Origin of the sequence: Neisseria sp. HMSC065D04 (genome assembly GCF_001815675.1) — a bacterium.
Classification (GTDB): Bacteria; Pseudomonadota; Gammaproteobacteria; order Burkholderiales; family Neisseriaceae; genus Neisseria.
On record NZ_KV821537.1, the window covers coordinates 538 to 17,981 of the forward strand.

The following is a 17,444-nucleotide window of genomic DNA, read 5'->3' on the forward strand; positions in this document are numbered from 1 at the left end:
AGGATTGCTGATACGGCAAAGAGGTCGTCTGAAACCCATCTTTCAGACGACCTCTTTTCTCTTTCAAAAACGCTCTGCCTCAAACCCTAGCCTGCTTCTTGAAAAAAGCCTGCCAGTGCGGCGGTGTCGAGGGCGATCATCAGTTCTTCGTTGGTCGGCACGACCAAAACGGCGGGCGTGGAACCTGTCGGGCTGATGATGCCTGAGTTGCCGTAGCGTTTTTCCATATTGGCTTTGGTGTCGATGTGCAGACCCAAATAGTCGAGGTAGGCGACGGTTTTGGCGCGGATGTTGCGGGAGTTTTCGCCGATGCCGCCGGTGAAGACGAGGGCGTCTATGCCGCCGCAGGCGACCGACATCGAGGCGATGTATTTGGCGAGGCGGTAGGTCATGACTTCGAGGGCGAGGCGTGCGCCTTCGTGGCCTTCGTCGGCGGCGATTTCGAGGGCGCGGCAGTCGTTGGAGAGTTCGGAGATGCCGAGCAATCCTGATTTTTTGTTCAGCATTTCATCGACTTGCTCGATGTTCATGCCGGCATGGGCGGTCAGGTAGCTGTACACGCCGGGGTCGATGTCGCCACAGCGGGTGCCCATGACGAGGCCTTCGATGGGGGTGAAGCCCATGCTGGTATCGACGGATTTGCCGTTTCGGATGGCGGTGATGGACGCGCCGTTGCCGAGGTGGGCGACGATCATGCGCAGGTCTTCCAGCGGTTTGCCCAGAATCCGCGCGGCTTCGGGGGCGACGTAGCGCATGCTGGTGCCGTGGAAGCCGTAGCGGCGGAAGGCGTATTTTTTGCGCAATTCGCGCGGCACGGCGTAGGTGTAGGCGCGTTCGGGCATGGTTTGGTGGAACGAGGTGTCCATCACGCCGACGTTAGGCAGGCCGGGGAAGTGTTCCTGCGCGGCGAGGATGCCGCTGATGTTGGCGGGGTTGTGCAGCGGGGCGAGCGGGATGCAGGCTTTCAGTTCGTCGAGGACGTCTTGGTCGATGAGGACGGACTCGTGATATTTTTCGCCGCCGTGGGCGATGCGGTGGCCGATGGCTTTGATGCGGTCGTGCAGGCCGTGTTTTTCCAGTTCGTTCAACAACATACCCACTGCACCGGCGTGGCAGTTGCGGCCGGTCAGGGGAGCTTGGCGTTTGTTGCCGTCTTTGTTGAAGGTGATGACGGCTTCGGGCGTACCCAAACGTTCGCCGAGGCAGCTTAGGACGACGCTGCCGCTTTTGCGGTCGATAACGGCGCCTTTGAGCGAGGAACTGCCGCAGTTCAGGACGAGGATGAGTTGGTCGGACATGATGTTTCTCCTTGTATTTTGTGGTTGTTTTTTTGGTGGGGTCGTCTGAAAAAGGATGGGCGTTGGGCGGGGTGTGTTTCAGACGACCTCTTTGGGTTTTGCGGGTAAACCCACGCTACGTCGATTTAAAAACAATCCTCAGGCACCCTGACCCGCCCTTCCATAATCACGCGCGCGCTGCGGCTCATGACGGCTTTTTTCACTGCCCAGATGCCGTCCGAACATTCTGCCGCCGCGCCGACGCGCAATGTGCCGGAAGGATGGCCGAAGCGCACTTCGTTGCGCGTTCCGCCGCCTGCGGCGAGGTTGACCAGCGTACCGGGTACGGCAGCAGCAGCAGCGATGGCGACCGAGGCGGTGCCCATCATGGCATGGTGCAGTTTGCCCATGCTCAGGGCGCGTACCAGCAAATCGATGTCGGCGGCGTTCACGGTTTTGCCGCTGGAGGCGGTGTAATCGGCGGCGGGCGCGACGAAGGCGACTTTCGGCGTGTGCGCGCGGGCTGCGGCTTCGGACACGTCGTTAATCAGGCCCATTTTTAGCGCACCGTAAGCGCGGATTTTCTCGAATTTTTCCAGCGCGGCGGCATCGTTGTTGATGTCGTCCTGCAACTCTTTGCCCGTGTAGCCCAAGTCGGCGGCGTTCAGGAAAACGGTCGGAATGCCCGCGTTGATGAGCGTGGCTTTCAGACGACCTATGTCCGGAACATCCAACTCGTCCACCAGATTGCCGGTCGGAAACATACTGCCTTCGCCGTCTGCGGGGTCGAGAAATTCGATTTGCACTTCGGCGGCGGGAAAGGTAACACCGTCCAGCTCGAAATCGCCCGTTTCCAAGACTGCGCCGTTTTGCATCGGAACATGGGCGATGATGGTTTTACCGATGTTTTTCTGCCAGATTTTGACCGTGCAGATGCCGTCTGAAGGGATTTTGCCTTTGTCGACCAAACCCTGTTCGATGGCGAACGCGCCCACGGCGGCGGTAAGGTTGCCGCAGTTTCCGCTCCAATCGACGAAAGGCTTGTCGATGGAAACTTGCCCGAAGAGGTAATCGACGTCGTGGTCGGCGCGTTCGGACTTGTCCAAAATCACCGACTTGCTGGTGGACGAGCTGGCGTTGCCCAAACCGTCTATCTGCTTGCCGTAGGGGTCGGGGCTGCCGAGTACGCGCAACAGGATTTTGTCGCGCGCGCTGCCCGCTTCCCGCGCCGCTTCGGGCAGGTCGGAGCGTTTGAAAAACACGCCTTTTGATGTACCGCCGCGGTAGTAAACGGCGGGGATTTTGATTTGCGGCATTTTTGGGTTCTCCTTATGTAGCGTGGGCTCTGCCCACGATTTTTTTTACCGTATCAATTTAGCCTTTATTTCGTGGGCAAAGCCCACGCTACACCCACTTTCCAGAAGTACATTAGGCTGCCACTCCGACAAAGCCGTTTGCTTCCGCAAAATGTCGGGGTTCGCCCCAATCTATGGCTGCTGTGTTGTGATACAGCAGATTATTAAACTCCGTCATTCCCGCGCAGGCGGGAATCCAGACTTATCCGCACAGAAACTCATCGGATAAAAAGGTTTCCTCAATTCCACGTTCTGGATTCCCGCCTGCGCGGGAATGACGATTTACAATAGATGCCTGCCATATCGGGAATTACGTGAATGAGCAAAATGTTGAACCCGACCCACGCTACGTCTACTTTTCAGACGACCTCTACGCCGCGTTCCCTTCCAAAAAATCCTGTGCAAACCGTTGCAGCACGCCGCCGGCTTCGTACACCAGCACTTCCTCTGCGGTATCGAGGCGGCAGGTAACGGGGACTTCGACGGTCTCGCCGTTTTTGCGGTGGATAACGAGGGTCAGGTCGCCGCGCGGTTTGCGTTCGCCGACTACGTCGTAGGTTTCTGTGCCGTCCAGTTGCAGGGTGTGGCGGTTGGTGCCGGGTTTGAATTGCAGCGGCAAGACGCCCATACCGATGAGGTTGGTGCGGTGGATGCGCTCGAAGCCTTCGGTGGCGATGGCTTCCACGCCCGCCAGCCGCACGCCTTTCGCCGCCCAGTCGCGGCTGGAGCCTTGTCCGTAGTCCGCGCCGGCGATGATGATGAGCGGCTGTTTGCGGTTCATATAGGTTTCGATGGCTTCCCACATGCGCATGGTTTCGCCTTCGGGTTCGACGCGGGCGAGCGAGCCTTGGCGCACGCTGCCGTCTTCGTTTTTTACCATTTCGTTAAACAATTTGGGATTGGCGAAGGTGGCGCGTTGGGCGGTGAGGTGGTCGCCGCGGTGGGTGGCGTAGGAATTAAAGTCTTCTTCGGGCAAACCCATTTTCGCCAGATATTCGCCCGCCGCACTCGCCGCCAGAATCGCGTTGGACGGCGAAATGTGGTCGGTGGTGATGTTGTCGGGCAGAATCGCCAGGGGGCGCATTCCCGTCAGGCTGCGTTCGCCCGCCAGCGCGCCTTCCCAATAGGGCGGACGGCGGATGTATGTGGACATCGGACGCCAGTCGTACAGCGGACTCGGGGCTTTCTGCGCTTTGCCGGTGTCGAACATCGGTACATACACGTCGCGGAACTGCTGCGGTTTCACATATTCGGCAACGACGGCATCGATTTCTTCGTCGGTCGGCCAGATGTCTTTCAGGCGGATTTCCTTGCCGTCGTCTGAAACGCCGAGTACGTCGTTTTCAATATCGAAACGGATGCTGCCTGCGACGGCGTAGGCCACCACCAGCGGCGGGCTGGCTAAAAACGCCTGTTTCGCATACGGGTGGATGCGGCCGTCGAAGTTGCGGTTGCCCGACAGTACGGCGGTGGCGTACAAATCGCGGTCTATGATTTCCTGCTGGATTTTCGGGTCGAGCGCGCCGCTCATGCCGTTGCAGGTGGTGCAGGCGAAGGCGACGATGCCGAAGCCGAGTTTTTCCATTTCGGGCAGCAGGCCTGCTTCTTTCAAATAGATTTCCGCCACTTTCGAGCCGGGGGCGAACGAGGTTTTGACCCACGGTTTGCGTTTCAGCCCGAAACGGTTGGCGTTGCGCGCCAAGAGTGCGGCGGCAACGACGTTGCGCGGGTTGGAGGTGTTGGTGCAACTGGTAATCGCGGCGATGATGACCGCGCCGTCGGGCATGAGGCCGTCTGAAGGCTCTTCGTAGGGCTTCGCCAGCCCTTTCGCTGCCAAATCGACGGTGGCAAAACGCGCGTGCGGGTTGCTCGGGCCTGCCATGTTGCGCGTTACGCTGCTCAAATCAAACTTCAACACGCGCGGATAAACGGCGGTTTTCAGGTCGTCCGCCCACAGTCCGGCGGTTTTGGCGTAGGTTTCCACCAATTTCACCTGCGCGTCGTCGCGTCCGGTCAGTTTCAAATAACCAATGGTTTGCTCGTCGATGGCGAACATAGCGGCAGTCGCGCCGAACTCCGGCGTCATGTTGGAAATGGTCGCGCGGTCGCCGATGGACAGGCTTCTTGCGCCCTCGCCGAAAAATTCGACAAACGCCCCAACCACGCGCTCTTTACGCAGAAACTCGGTCAGCGCCAACACAATATCCGTCGCCGTAATCCCCGCCTGCCGTTTGCCCGTCAGCTCCACGCCGACAATATCGGGCAGGCGCATCATGGACGCGCGCCCCAACATCACGGTTTCCGCTTCCAAACCGCCTACGCCCACGGAAATCACGCCCAGCGCGTCAACGTGCGGTGTGTGCGAATCCGTGCCGACGCAGGTATCGGGAAACGCCACGCCGTTTTTGACTTGGACGACGGGCGACATTTTTTCCAGATTGATTTGGTGCATGATGCCGTTGCCCGCCGGAATCACGTCCACATTTTCAAAAGCGGTTTTCGTCCAGTTGATAAAGTGGAAACGGTCTTCGTTGCGCCGGTCTTCGATTTCACGGTTTTTGCGGAACGCATCGGGGTCGTAGCCGCCGCATTCCACCGCCAGCGAGTGGTCGACGATAAGCTGCGTCTGCACCACCGGATTCACTTTGGCAGGATCGCCGCCCTTCTCTGCGATCGCATCGCGCAAACCCGCCAAATCCACCAGCGCGGTCTGCCCCAGAATATCATGGCACACCACCCGCGCGGGATACCACGGAAAATCGATTTCCTGCTTGCCTTCTATCAACTGGCCCAGCCAGCTTTGCAGCGTCGGCAAATCGACTTTGTCCGCGCGGTTGACCAAGTTCTCCGCCAAAATGCGGCTGGTGTAAGGCAGCTTGTCGTAAGAGCCGGCTTGAATGTCCTCACACGCCGCGCGCGCGTCGTAGTATTCCAAATCCGTACCGGGCAGCGGTTTGCGGTAACGTTGGTTGGCAGCCATGTTCAGTTCTCCTGTGGATCTATTTTTCTTGTGGTTTGGGGTTTCAGACGACGTTTTTGAAGGGGTCGTCTGAAATCTTGGGAAATAAAAACTATTCAACTCGCTTCAACAATGGTCTATACAATCCATTGATAGACACAATACCGGCAATAATCAGAATAGCGCCGACAAAGAAGCGTCCTTCCGGTATTTCATTCAAAAACATCCAAGCCAGTACGGCGGCAAATAATGGCTCGGCCAATTCAGTTACCTGCACCTTCGCGGCACTCAAATAATCCAATGCTTTAGTTGTACAATAAAATCCTAAAATCGTCGGCAATAAAGACAGTGCCAAGAGTGGCGGAATCAAAGACCATTGCCAATGTATATCCTCAATACCTTCCAATGAAGGGATAAACAAAAAAATACTTCCAAAAAACATCAAGATCCGTGTCAAATAAATACCGCCGTTTAAGCCGAATTTTTTAATCAAAACGGAAAAACAACCGTAACCCGAGCCCGCCAGTGCGGCATTCAGAATCAACCCTAAATTTCCTTCTCCAGTCCAAGAAATCACCGCGATCCCCGATACTGCCAAACCCACACCGACGACTGAAGAAATATAAATACGTTCGTCTAATAGTATGCTGTCCAATATCAAGGCAGATACAGCAGCCGATGCCATTAATACAACTACTACATTCGCAGCATTACCGTATTGATAAGCGGTGGTTTCAAAGAAAAACAAAGTGTAAATTCCGAAAAAAGCACAAATTGCTACTTTTAACAGCAACGGCAAGATTGCCTCTTTCTTTTTTGAAATATCCGCAATCTGTCTGGTAAAACCGGTACGGCAAAGCAAAATGCTGATAAACACAAAACCTGTCAAAGTTTTCAAAAATGCAATATGCTGAACAGACAAGCCCTGCTCCATTAATACCTTACTGAATATACCGATAGTTGCATTCAGAAGGGCTGCAGAAACTGCCAAAAATATTCCCATCAGTAAATCAGGCAGCTTCATATTTACTCCATAATACTTTCCACATAGTTACATTATTGTTTTTCGAAAAGAAAATCCCTCCAAAATCTTTATTTACCTCTTGATAATCAAACGCCTTTATTTCAGAAAGTTGCCGCGCTGCCTCCGTCATTCCCGCTGCGGCCTGTCCTCGCTTAGGCGGGGGCGGGAATGACGGCAGACGTTGCGGCTGGTTTTTCAGACGACCTTCTCTCTCTCTCGCATATTTCAACAGGCCGTCTGAAAAGCGGAACCGTAGGGGGGGGTTCGGTTTTCCGCGGGCAAAGCCCACGCTACACGTCGTCTGAAATCCGATTGGCGCCTCCTACGGTTGTGGTCCGTCTCAGCGTTCTTCAATCTCCACAAACGCCAAGTCTTCAGGGCCGGTGTAGTTCGCGCTCGGACGGATGATTTTGCCGTCTTTGCGCTGTTCGAGGACGTGTGCCGCCCAGCCGGTGGAGCGCGAAATCACGAACAGCGGCGTGAACATGGCGGTCGGTACGCCGAGTTTTTGGTAGGACACGGCGGAGAACCAGTCCAAGTTCGGGAACATTTTTTTCTCTTCCCACATCACGCTCTCCAAGCGTTCAGCGATGTCGAAGAGGCGCATGTCGCCCGCTTCCCGACTCAAACCGCGCGCCACTTCTTTAATCACGACGTTGCGCGGGTCGGAAATGGTGTAAACCGGATGGCCGAACCCGATAACGATTTCTTTGCGGGCGATGCGTTCGCGGATGTCGGCTTCGGCTTCGTCGGCGTTGCGGTAGCGTTTTTGGATGTCGTAGGCGACTTCGTTCGCGCCGCCGTGTTTCGGACCTTTGAGCGCACCGATGGCGCCGGTGATGCAGGAATACATGTCCGACCCCGTACCGGCAATCACGCGGGCGGTGAAGGTGGAGGCGTTGAACTCGTGTTCCGCATACAGAATCAGCGAAACGTGCATGGCTTTAATCTGCGATTCGGTCGGGCGTTTGCCGTGCAACAGGTGCAGGAAGTGGCCGCCGATGGTGTCTTCTTTGCTTTCGACGTCGATGCGTTTGCCGTTGTGCGAATATTGATACCAGTAGAGCAGGATGCTGCCGAGGCTGGCGATGAGTTTGTCCGCAATGTCGCGCGCTTCGCTTTCGGGGTGGCTTTCGCGTTCGGGATGAACGCAGCCGAGCATGGACACGCCGGTACGCATGACGTCCATCGGATGCGTGTGCGCAGGCAGGCTTTCCAACACTTTAATCACGCGGATAGGCAGGCCGCGCATGGATTTGAGCTTGGCTTTGTAGGCGGCGAGTTCAAATTTGTTGGGCAGGTGGCCGTGAATCAACAGGTAGGCGACTTCTTCAAACTCGCATTTCTGCGCCAAATCAAGGATGTCGTAACCGCGGTAGCTCAAATCGTTGCCGGTGCGGCCGACGGTACACAGCGCAGTATTGCCCGCCGCCACGCCGGAGAGGGCAACGGATTTTTTCGGTTTGAAGGTCGGGGTTTCGGGGGTTGCAGTCATGGTATTTCTCCTTTGTGTTTTTATGGGTTTTGGGTTTTCAGACGACCTATTCAAGGTTGGGGGTCGTCTGAAAACGGTTTTTACTTCTGAAACAATTTATCCAGCTTCTGCTCGAAGTCGTGATAATTCAAATGCTCGTAAAGCTCGGCGCGGGTCTGCATGGTATCGACCACCGCCGCCTGCGTGCCGTCGCGCATAATCGCCTCATAAACATTCAGCGCGGCCTTGCTCGCAGCGCGGAACGACGAGAGCGGATACAGCACCAGCGACACGCCGTTGTCCGCCAGCTCGCGCTGCGTATAAAGCGGCGTCGCGCCGAATTCGGTAATGTTTGCCAACACGGGTACTTTTACCGCATCCGCAAATTGCCGGTACATCGCCAAATCCGTCATCGCTTCGGGGAAAATCATGTCCGCGCCCGCTTCCACGCAAGCCTGTGCACGCTCGATGGCGGCATCCAAACCTTCCACCGCCAGCGCGTCCGTCCGCGCCATAATCACAAAATTCTCATCCACGCGCGCATCCACGGCGGCTTTAATGCGGTCAACCATTTCATCTTTAGAAACAATGGCTTTGTTCGGACGATGGCCGCAACGCTTCTGCGCCACCTGATCTTCGATATGCACCGCCGCCACGCCCGCACGCTCGAAGTTGCGAATCGTGCGCGCGATATTGAACGCCCCACCCCAGCCGACATCAATGTCCACCAGCAAAGGCGTATCCACATTGTCCGTAATCCGCCGCGCATCAATCAGCACATCTTCCATCGTGGTGATGCCCAAATCCGGAATCCCGCACGAACAGGCCGCCACGCCGCCGCCCGACAGATACACCGCCTTAAACCCGCTCTGCGTCGCCAGCCGCGCAAAATAAGCGTTCACACAGCCGACCACGGCAAGGGGATTCGACTCCTTCACAGCTTGGCGGAAACGGGTGCCGGCAGAAAGTTGGCTCATGATATTTCTCCTTTGTAGATTAGATTTTTTTCAGTATCGACTCAGCGGTCCGGTTTCCGCAAAACCTGAAACGAACCGTTCAAAAAGAAACAATGGTTTCAAAACCGTTTTCAGACGACCTTTCAAAACCCAAACCCATCAGGTCATCTAAAAAATCAAAATCAATAAAAACAATTAGTTAACAAATTCAATACAAACAATTCGGCTGAAGCGGGGGTATATGAAATTTTTAATAATTTTTAAATTCGGAAAGGAAATAAAGCTGGAAAGACAGAATTTTCAAAACCCAAACCGTCCGCAGAAATGCGGAAACCCCGATTCGGGCAAAGAGCCGTCAGACCGCCGCGACTGCCCAAAAGCAGACGACGACGGATGCGGTAGAGATAGAAGACGATCTATAACAAGACGGAGAGGTTTGGTACAGATTCATGATAGGGTTCCTTTGTAGTGCTATGTAGTTTTTATAAGTATGGACAAATTTAAAAAATAATTTTCAGGCTGTCAAACACTTTTTCTAAAATATTTTTAAAAAATTCAATCATTAATGAACAATACTTCAGAAACAAAACCCAAAATCCCGCCTAAAAACACCCCAAATCCTTATCTGAAAAAGCCTACATCGCTATCAACCAATCAGAACGTTTTTAAACAATCCATCTCAAAAACAAATATAATTAATTCATTTATCAGGAATTTTTATTCAAACAAGAAAATAGGTATCCACACCGCCCAAACTACCCGATTTTCCACTTACTCCCTTTTCAGACGACCAGAACTAAAATAACATCATGATTTAAAATTTAAAACTATAATATTTAAAAATGTAGTCATATGTAATTTTAAATATAAAGGTCGTCTGAAAATCGTAACCCTATGATTTCAGACGACCTCGCCCCAGCCGTAGCGTGGGCTCCGCCCACGAAAAAAACGCCATATATCTCCCGACTCGGAAACCAAGCTATCAATCCCGTGGGCAAAGCCCACGCTACGATCCGCGGCAGGTATTGCCGCACCCTACCCGTCGCCCGTTGAATTTACCTGTCAAGGAAGTTTTTTGTGGTATTCAGTGAGAAAGTTCTTTGCTCCTCTTAGACTCACGTTACTCCACGATTTCAGACGACCTTGTCCCAGCCAGCCGTGGCGTGGGCTTCGCCCACGAAAAAAACAATACTATTTATCGCCCGACTCGGAAACCAAGCCATCGATTTCATGGGCAAAGCCCACGCTACGATCCGCGGCAGGTATCGCAGTGCTCTACCCGCCACCCCGCCGAATTTACCTGTCAAGGAAGTTTTTTGTATTAATGGGGAAGTTTTTTGTTTATTTTCAATTCACGCTCATCCACCATAAAAGTTAAAAAGGTCGTATGAAACCCGTAATCACATGGTTTCAGACGACCTTTTATCTTTCCCGTCCGCTTTTCAGACGACCTCACAGCAAAAACATCGTTGCCAGCCCCAAGAAAATCAGAAAACCGCCGGAATCCGTTACCGCCGTAATCAGCACCGAGCTGCCCAAGGCGGGGTCGCGTCCGAATTTATCCATGATGACTGGGATGAGTACGCCGACCGAAGCGGCAAGCAAGAGGTTCAGCGTCATTGCGGCGACCATCACCAAGCCGATGCCGATGCTGCCGTACAGCAGCCATGACACCACGCCCATGACCGTTCCCCAGATGATGCCGTTGACCAGAGCGACGCCGACTTCTTTTTTCAACAAACGTCCCGCCTGCATTCCCGTCAACTGCCCCATCGCCATCGCGCGGACAATCATGGTGATGGTTTGGTTGCCGGAATTGCCGCCGATGCCGGCAACGATGGGCATCAGCGCGGCGAGGGCGACGATTTTCTCGATACTGCCTTCAAACGCGCCGATAACGCGGCTGGCGAGAAAGGCGGTGCAGAGGTTGACGGCAAGCCACATCCAGCGGTTTTTCACCGAATCCCAGACGGGTGCAAACAAATCTTCCTCTTCCTGCAAACCCGCCATGTTCAACATATCCGCTTCCGATTCTTCGCGGATAACGTCCACCATCTCGTCAATGGTAATCCTGCCGATGAGCTTTTTGTTTTCATCGACCACGGGCGCGGTGACCAAGTCATAACGTTCGAACGCCTGCGCCGCCTCTTCCACGTCGTCTTCGGGACGGAAGCGCACGACTTCGGTTGCCATCACGTCCGCCACCAAATCTTCGGGATCAGCGACCAAAAGTTTGCGGATGGGCAACACGCCTTGCAGGATGTCGTTTTCATCGACCACAAAAATCTTATCGGTATGATCGGGCAGGCTCTCGAAACGGCGCAGGTAACGCAGCACCACTTCACAAGTAACGTCGGCGCGGATGCTGACTAACTCGAAGTCCATAATCGCGCCGACTTGGTTGTCTTCATACGACATCGCCGCCTTGACTTGGGCGCGCTCTTCCTCGTCGCGCGTCTGCAAGGCTTCATAGACCACTTGGTGCGGCAAATCGCCCGCCAGCTCCGCCAGTTCGTCCGCGTCCAAGTCATCGACTGCCGCCAACAGCTCGTCTTTGTCCATCGACTCGATCAGCGTTTCGCGCACCGCGTCGGAGACTTCCAGCAACACTTCGCCGTCGTCTTCAGGCGTAACCAGAAGCCAGACGATATTACGCTCGCGCGGCGGCAACGATTCCAACACCGCCGCCACGTCGGCAGGGTGCAGCTCGTTCAAAAGGACGGTCAGCTCGGTAAATTTCTCGCGCAACGCCTCGTCTTCAATCGGCACGCCTTCCTCAATTTGCGGAAAGGCGGGCGAGAGGATTTCGCACAGCGCGTGGATACGGTCGAAATCGGCGGAAACGCGCTCTACGTCGCTTTCGATACCGTCGTTTTCAAGGTTCGGAGGGGTTTGTTCGATGCTCATAAATGCTCCGCCCGTCGGATGCGGGAGGGCATTTCGGCGGGATGGTTATCGTGTATTTCGGGATAAACCGGAAGGGAAGTTCAGTAAAAACGAACTGGGAAGGTCCATAATAAAAGCCTGCTGATTCAGGCGTCGTGTTGGAAACGGAGCGTATTTTACCGCGTTTCGAGGCGGTTTACTATTTTTAACTGAAAAGGTCGTCTGAAATGTATAAATTTCAGACGACCTTGGTACATATTAGTTTTTTAACTCAACCTATACTTACTGAACTAACTAACCACAAAATATAATTACTCAGCAAAATCAACGCATAGTTGATATGTTGACTAATATATTTATGTAGAAATTATATTTAAATTTATTTCATGTTCAGAGTTATTTGCATAGATAACGATAACTATATCATTTTTGGAATGTAAATTTTTGGTCGTCAAGGCAATTAAAAGCCAATTCATATTTAGGGGCGAACTCCCCAAATACTTCTCTACCGATTTTTTTATATTTTTTGTTTTCAACGAAAACAAATAAGGTAATAGTTCGTATTTTTCTAAAGTCAAAAAACTATAGCTATCAATCCAATATTGTATAGTACGATTTTCAACATCGCTATAACGAAGAAATTTTTCTAGATTTGAAGATACTTCTGCCTTATTGGTAGAATCAATGTTAAGCCCTCTACTAATATAATTTTTGATATGGATTTTTTTGTCCTCAACCGATTTTTCATTTGAAAAGATAAACCATATAATATTCTCAGTAAAATGACCTTCTGCATTCGAAGAATTATTAATGGCAGGTGAAATAAGCACATGCAAGCCATCTGCCATATCTTCCATCCAGCCATCAATAATATTGCCATTATTTTCTTGAACCCACAAAAGATCATTTTTGATGATGTTTTGAAATAAGTTAGCTGTTTTTTCTAAACAATCAAAACAATCCTTCTTATATTGATAATTATCACTATCAATATAAAACCGAATATTGGTTAGCAAAGTTCCCTGTAACAGTTCATCCAATGACTCTAAACATTCCCATATTGCCCGCTTAAAAGTATCTTCAGGTAAGTAAAACACCTCATTATGAAATGTTTCCCCAGTATCATTCAGTATTCCATCTATTGAAATTTCTTGTGGTAAATAAATTCCATTCCTCAATAATGCAATTTTTTTATTTGCCCATTGTTTCCATCTAGATTCAATATGCTTTTTTTCTTCTGCCCATGCTTCTTTTTGATATTGTTTATGTATTCTTATAGAAAGAAAGAAAATACCAACAATTAGCAAAGGTAGGCACAAATATAAGGCTTTCTGTATCAATGTAGAATCTTCTGTAAACCATAACAATATGGCTACTAGAATATATAACATTGTTAAAGCTACCAAACAATACCATTTATATATAGGTCTGAAAACCTCTTCTGCTTCAGGAATATCGGGAATATTCCATTTCATACTATATCCTTTCTCTATCTATCAATACTGTCTGAAGATGATTTTGGATAGCTCAGCACTACACGAGGCATCAACCTTCGTGTATTTTTCTAAATGGCAATCCATTTTTTGTTCTCAGTTCATATCCAAGTTCATCTTTTGCAGACCAATGAATATACTTGTAACGGATTTTCCGTACCTGTTCCGGTGAGTAATACTGACTCAGTTCAAAATTGTAGCTTTTTCCCCAGGTATTTTTGGATACCTTCTGTATATCGTAAGGCAATTTGTTAAGTAGCTCGATGATTTCCGGAAAGTGGGAAGCCTCTCTATATTTTATCGAATTCCTGTTAAATGCAATAACCTTGTCACTGCAGTGTGTTTCTACGACCAAACGCATAATCTTGAATGCAACGCGTGCATAATCGTTGGGTATTATGTGTTTCCGTGTTGCAGTCATCGTCTCTGGAGTTTCGATTGCCCCCATCTCAGTTTGGTAGGTTCTACTTTTTAACCAATCAATATCATTTTCTTTAAAGAACCCTTGATTTTGAAACCAATTTTTCATACCTGGAACATTTTCTCTTACAGGAAAAGATTTCTGCACTGCAGAAGCATAGCTTCCGCCCACATCGGCATGTGCGCCACTAATGGCAACCTCCATTCCAAAACCATGACGTATGGCACTGTTTATGTTCGTCAACGAGAAATATAAACGATACTCGTCTGCAGCTGTCAAATGAAAAACTTTGCTTGCGTAATCGCGTTCAAAATTGAGATGTAAGTCCTTTACGTCATCATCAAATGCTCCTGTGAGCTCTGGCTTAACGGAACCTACTGCTGAGTATGACGATACAGTATCGAATAAGCCAACAAAATTAACAATAATTCTTTCCCTTGTCAGATTCCAACCGATAAATGATCTGGGTTGTGTCTTTACTTTATGTACAAAATGCCTAGCAGCTGCGGCACCTCTGCTAAAGCCAAATACATTCAGCACCAAAATAGTTGGAATCCTATTACCTAAATCAGAACTGACCATAGTCTGAATTTTCTCAAAGGATTGTTGTACGCGTCTTGTTATACCGGTTGAACCAGTGCCGTAAGCAAATCCCATCGTCGAATCTGTATTATATTTTTTTTCTTCTAACGGTTTACCCTTCATTTTCAAATATCTGTTGCGGCGTTCTAACGCATTGATATCATCCGCCCCTGTACCTATCCCTTCTATATACGCCCAGCCTATATTAGCTTTTTGTTCTCTTGCTTGGTACAGATACGACACATTGGAATGGTCATTGAAATAGCTTTCATATGCGCCCTCTGTTTCTTTGCCCTTATACATTTGAGGATTTTTCTTCCTATGCTCAATGTTGTATAGATTATTTTTTGTACCGTCAAAAAATACATTGATGGTAAAGCTGTCAACATAAACTTCACGTTGAGATCCTGTTTTACCGTTGGTTTTACCTTCACCTTGTACCTTGTTACTACTTTGGATGACCTTTCCGTCGTTGGTTACTTTTCCCTTACTCATGATACTTTCCTTAATAATACGCATTATTGTTGATTTCGTAACGTTGATGGAGCTTAGCATCTGGCAATGCAATTTTTTGTCCATCTTTTTGAATATATGCTTCTATCAACTCAAAATAATCATTGAATTTCAATTTCAAAGTAGCAAACTGATTCATTGATGGTGTACTAATATTATGCACTCGAGTCCTTCCAGGAAACGCCTGTTGAAATATTCTATACAGCCTGTTCAGCCGAATATCGTCGTATATAATTTTATAATCATTCTGCTCTTGTTCTTCAGTCTTAAATGGATGCAATCTAATACCCCACCGCTTACCCGTTTCCTTTTCGATCAACCATATCTTGATGTAAGTCGGAATTGCCTTCATTGTATTCTTCTCTTCTTCGATTCTCTCCTTACCTATGGCTGTCCAGCGCTCTGTATTGGCGAATTCCATATAGTATTCGCCGTTCCATTCTCCCCCATCCACTTCAACTTCCAAATTCCATGGATATTTCGTTTGCATCTGTTTGTACCACTCCGCACTAACCTTTTTGGGCCCATCAATATAAGAGTGGTAGAAATTGGGGTATTCTTTACGGACTCTGTCTAAATATTCTTTCCGTTCTTCCTGATTGTGAAAACCTGCGACTTTGTAATACCATATTTCATTGAAGTGATGTTTGGCAGCCTCTTCCACAGAAGGCATGATTTCTTTTGCCTGCCAGGACATCAATTCCTTGCGGATAAAGACATCGGTAAGGTTCAACGTAACCCATCCTCCAGGCGCAACTGCCAATTCAAAATTATCAGGAGATTCATATCGCGGAATTTCTGTATCCTCTACTGTATTATTGAATACCCTGTAACTTTTTGCCATCATAGGACGTATCTTGTCTGTAGGAAGAGCTTCGTCCAGCTGATAAAATTTATTTTCAAACTGGGAGGAATAGGTAAAAGTCAACCTTTCGGGAAGTAAATCAAACTCTGCCGTTCTTCCCAAATACCCTCCTCTGCCCCATATAGATCCCTTACCAAAGAAGTTTCGCAATACTGTTCCGTTCTGCAAATAAAAATCAGAACTGTACTTATTGGATACATCTACTGCTTCTACGTCTAACGTCAAATATGAAGAATTTTCCGGTGTGGCGTTAACCAATATAGCCTCCGCCATCTTAACACCCCAAACCATGCCTTTTCCCTGTTCGGGATTGCCGTTGCCTTCAATCATTCTGTTTAATCCTATGTTTGCCAATACAATACTCAGATAGCCCGCTGCTACCATGCCTAACAGTAAATTTGTTTTCCTGTGTTTCATTCAGACGGCCTTTTTACTATCTTATTGATTCCAATAAAGATACGAATTAATGATATCAACCCAGTATCCGTAAATTACCCAGCCATTGAGCAGAATGAAAACAACTGCACAATATTTCCAATGACGGTTTTGATACATTCTAATGATACAGTAGGCATTAACAACCAGAAAAAAAATGTATCTGCCGACCTCCTCCCACAACACCTGAAACATTAATACCAAATATCCCATATCCAATATCCCTATATCATTTAAATTTCTCTAGATTCTTCATCGTCAGATTCAAAAACCATCTCCTCCAGTTTACTCCCTGAATATACCCTGAATGCCTCCCCTTTTTCATTGGTTACACCTCGATAAATTTTACCGTTTGCCATAGTAATTTTATAAGCAAAATTAGGGATAGGCATACCTGTACGTTCATCTTTTAATACAAACATTTCGTCATTGCCTGGATTAGGGATCACCAGAGGATAGTCCTCGGAATGATTGGCTGTCACATGAAATGGAGCTCTAAAACGCAACATTTTTGGACCACCAATTTCAACTTCCCCATTTTTAATTCGAATGTAAGCCCCCTGACTAACTAATAAAATTCCTTTATCTGAGGCAATCGTAATTTCACCTTCTGTACTGGTTAAGGCTGAATTTTTTCGAGCATTAATCTGCAATTCACCATTTTGCGCCTGAATAGCCACTTTACCTTTATTCGCTTGTATTTTCATTCCACTATTTTGGGCAAACAGATTAAGACTATCTGCAGCATGAACAGTAAAATTTTTTCCTGAAGTTATGCCTGTATCTTGTCCACTAACCAAATTAATAAACTCTTTTGCTGTATGAATTTGGCTTTTCGAAGTTGCACTAGCAATACCATTTGGAGCGGATTGGATAATCCCTGCTTGTTTTAATTCTTTAAGGCTATTTTCCAGTTGCTCCCTTTGTATCTTAATTTCTGCCAATTCATTTTGTGCACTTTGCGCAGCTTCATCCAAGCTTTGAGCTAATCCTAACATTTCCTCTAGAACACTTATAGCCTCATGCATATTTAATACTTTATCAGATGGACTCTTACCGTCTGCACTGATTAATATACCATTGCCCGCCCGTACGGCACCCCAGCCGTCGGTTCTGAGTTCAAAGCCTTCGCCGTTCTCTCCGCGTTTGTTGCGGTTTGAATCAACGATATGGCCGAGGTTGAGTTGGGATTTTTGGTAGTCGG

12 protein-coding genes are annotated in these 17,444 nt (G+C 49.2%); all 12 read right to left on the reverse strand.

Annotated elements, in window-relative coordinates; genetic code table 11:
- Window positions 1-86: 86 nt before the first annotated feature.
- Entirely contained in the window at window positions 87-1,298 is a 1,212-nt protein-coding gene (locus tag HMPREF3050_RS10040; RefSeq protein ID WP_070774675.1) for an acetate kinase, read from the reverse strand.
- A 125-nt stretch (window positions 1,299-1,423) separates the two neighbouring features.
- Window positions 1,424-2,593, reverse strand: a complete 1,170-nt coding sequence (prpF, locus tag HMPREF3050_RS10045) for a 2-methylaconitate cis-trans isomerase PrpF (RefSeq protein ID WP_070774676.1) — start codon at window positions 2,591-2,593, stop codon at window positions 1,424-1,426.
- Between the two features lie 409 nt (window positions 2,594-3,002).
- Entirely contained in the window at window positions 3,003-5,612 is a 2,610-nt protein-coding gene (acnD, locus tag HMPREF3050_RS10050; protein WP_070774677.1) for a Fe/S-dependent 2-methylisocitrate dehydratase AcnD, read from the reverse strand.
- Window positions 5,613-5,703: 91 nt separating this feature from the next.
- Entirely contained in the window at window positions 5,704-6,615 is a 912-nt protein-coding gene (locus HMPREF3050_RS10055) for a DMT family transporter (protein ID WP_045073130.1), read from the reverse strand.
- Window positions 6,602-6,904: a hypothetical protein gene (locus HMPREF3050_RS15040; RefSeq protein WP_246830265.1), complete on the reverse strand. Its 303-nt coding sequence runs from the start codon at window positions 6,902-6,904 to the stop codon at window positions 6,602-6,604. The genes HMPREF3050_RS10055 and HMPREF3050_RS15040 overlap by 14 nt, the downstream gene beginning before the upstream one ends.
- 51 nt (window positions 6,905-6,955) lie before the next feature.
- The gene (gene prpC, locus HMPREF3050_RS10065) at window positions 6,956-8,110 is read right to left on the reverse strand and encodes a bifunctional 2-methylcitrate synthase/citrate synthase (RefSeq protein WP_070774678.1); all 1,155 of its coding nucleotides are present in this window, start codon (window positions 8,108-8,110) and stop codon (window positions 6,956-6,958) included.
- A gap of 80 nt (window positions 8,111-8,190) precedes the next feature.
- The gene (gene prpB / locus HMPREF3050_RS10070; protein WP_003779818.1) at window positions 8,191-9,066 is read right to left on the reverse strand and encodes a methylisocitrate lyase; all 876 of its coding nucleotides are present in this window, start codon (window positions 9,064-9,066) and stop codon (window positions 8,191-8,193) included.
- A 1,431-nt stretch (window positions 9,067-10,497) separates the two neighbouring features.
- A complete protein-coding gene (gene mgtE, locus HMPREF3050_RS10075) occupies window positions 10,498-11,952 on the reverse strand; it encodes a magnesium transporter (protein WP_070774679.1) in 1,455 nt (484 codons plus the stop codon).
- 335 nt (window positions 11,953-12,287) lie between these two features.
- On the reverse strand, window positions 12,288-13,406 hold the full coding sequence (locus HMPREF3050_RS10080) for a hypothetical protein (protein ID WP_070774680.1): 1,119 nt from the start codon (window positions 13,404-13,406) through the stop codon (window positions 12,288-12,290).
- Between the two features lie 70 nt (window positions 13,407-13,476).
- Window positions 13,477-14,922, reverse strand: a complete 1,446-nt coding sequence (locus tag HMPREF3050_RS10085; protein ID WP_070774681.1) for a phospholipase effector Tle1 domain-containing protein — start codon at window positions 14,920-14,922, stop codon at window positions 13,477-13,479.
- Window positions 14,923-14,932: 10 nt separating this feature from the next.
- Window positions 14,933-16,222: a DUF2931 family protein gene (locus HMPREF3050_RS10090; RefSeq protein WP_070774682.1), complete on the reverse strand. Its 1,290-nt coding sequence runs from the start codon at window positions 16,220-16,222 to the stop codon at window positions 14,933-14,935.
- Window positions 16,223-16,473: 251 nt separating this feature from the next.
- Window positions 16,474-17,444: DUF2345 domain-containing protein (locus HMPREF3050_RS10100; protein ID WP_070774683.1), on the reverse strand; the 971-nt coding region annotated here is incomplete at its 5' end.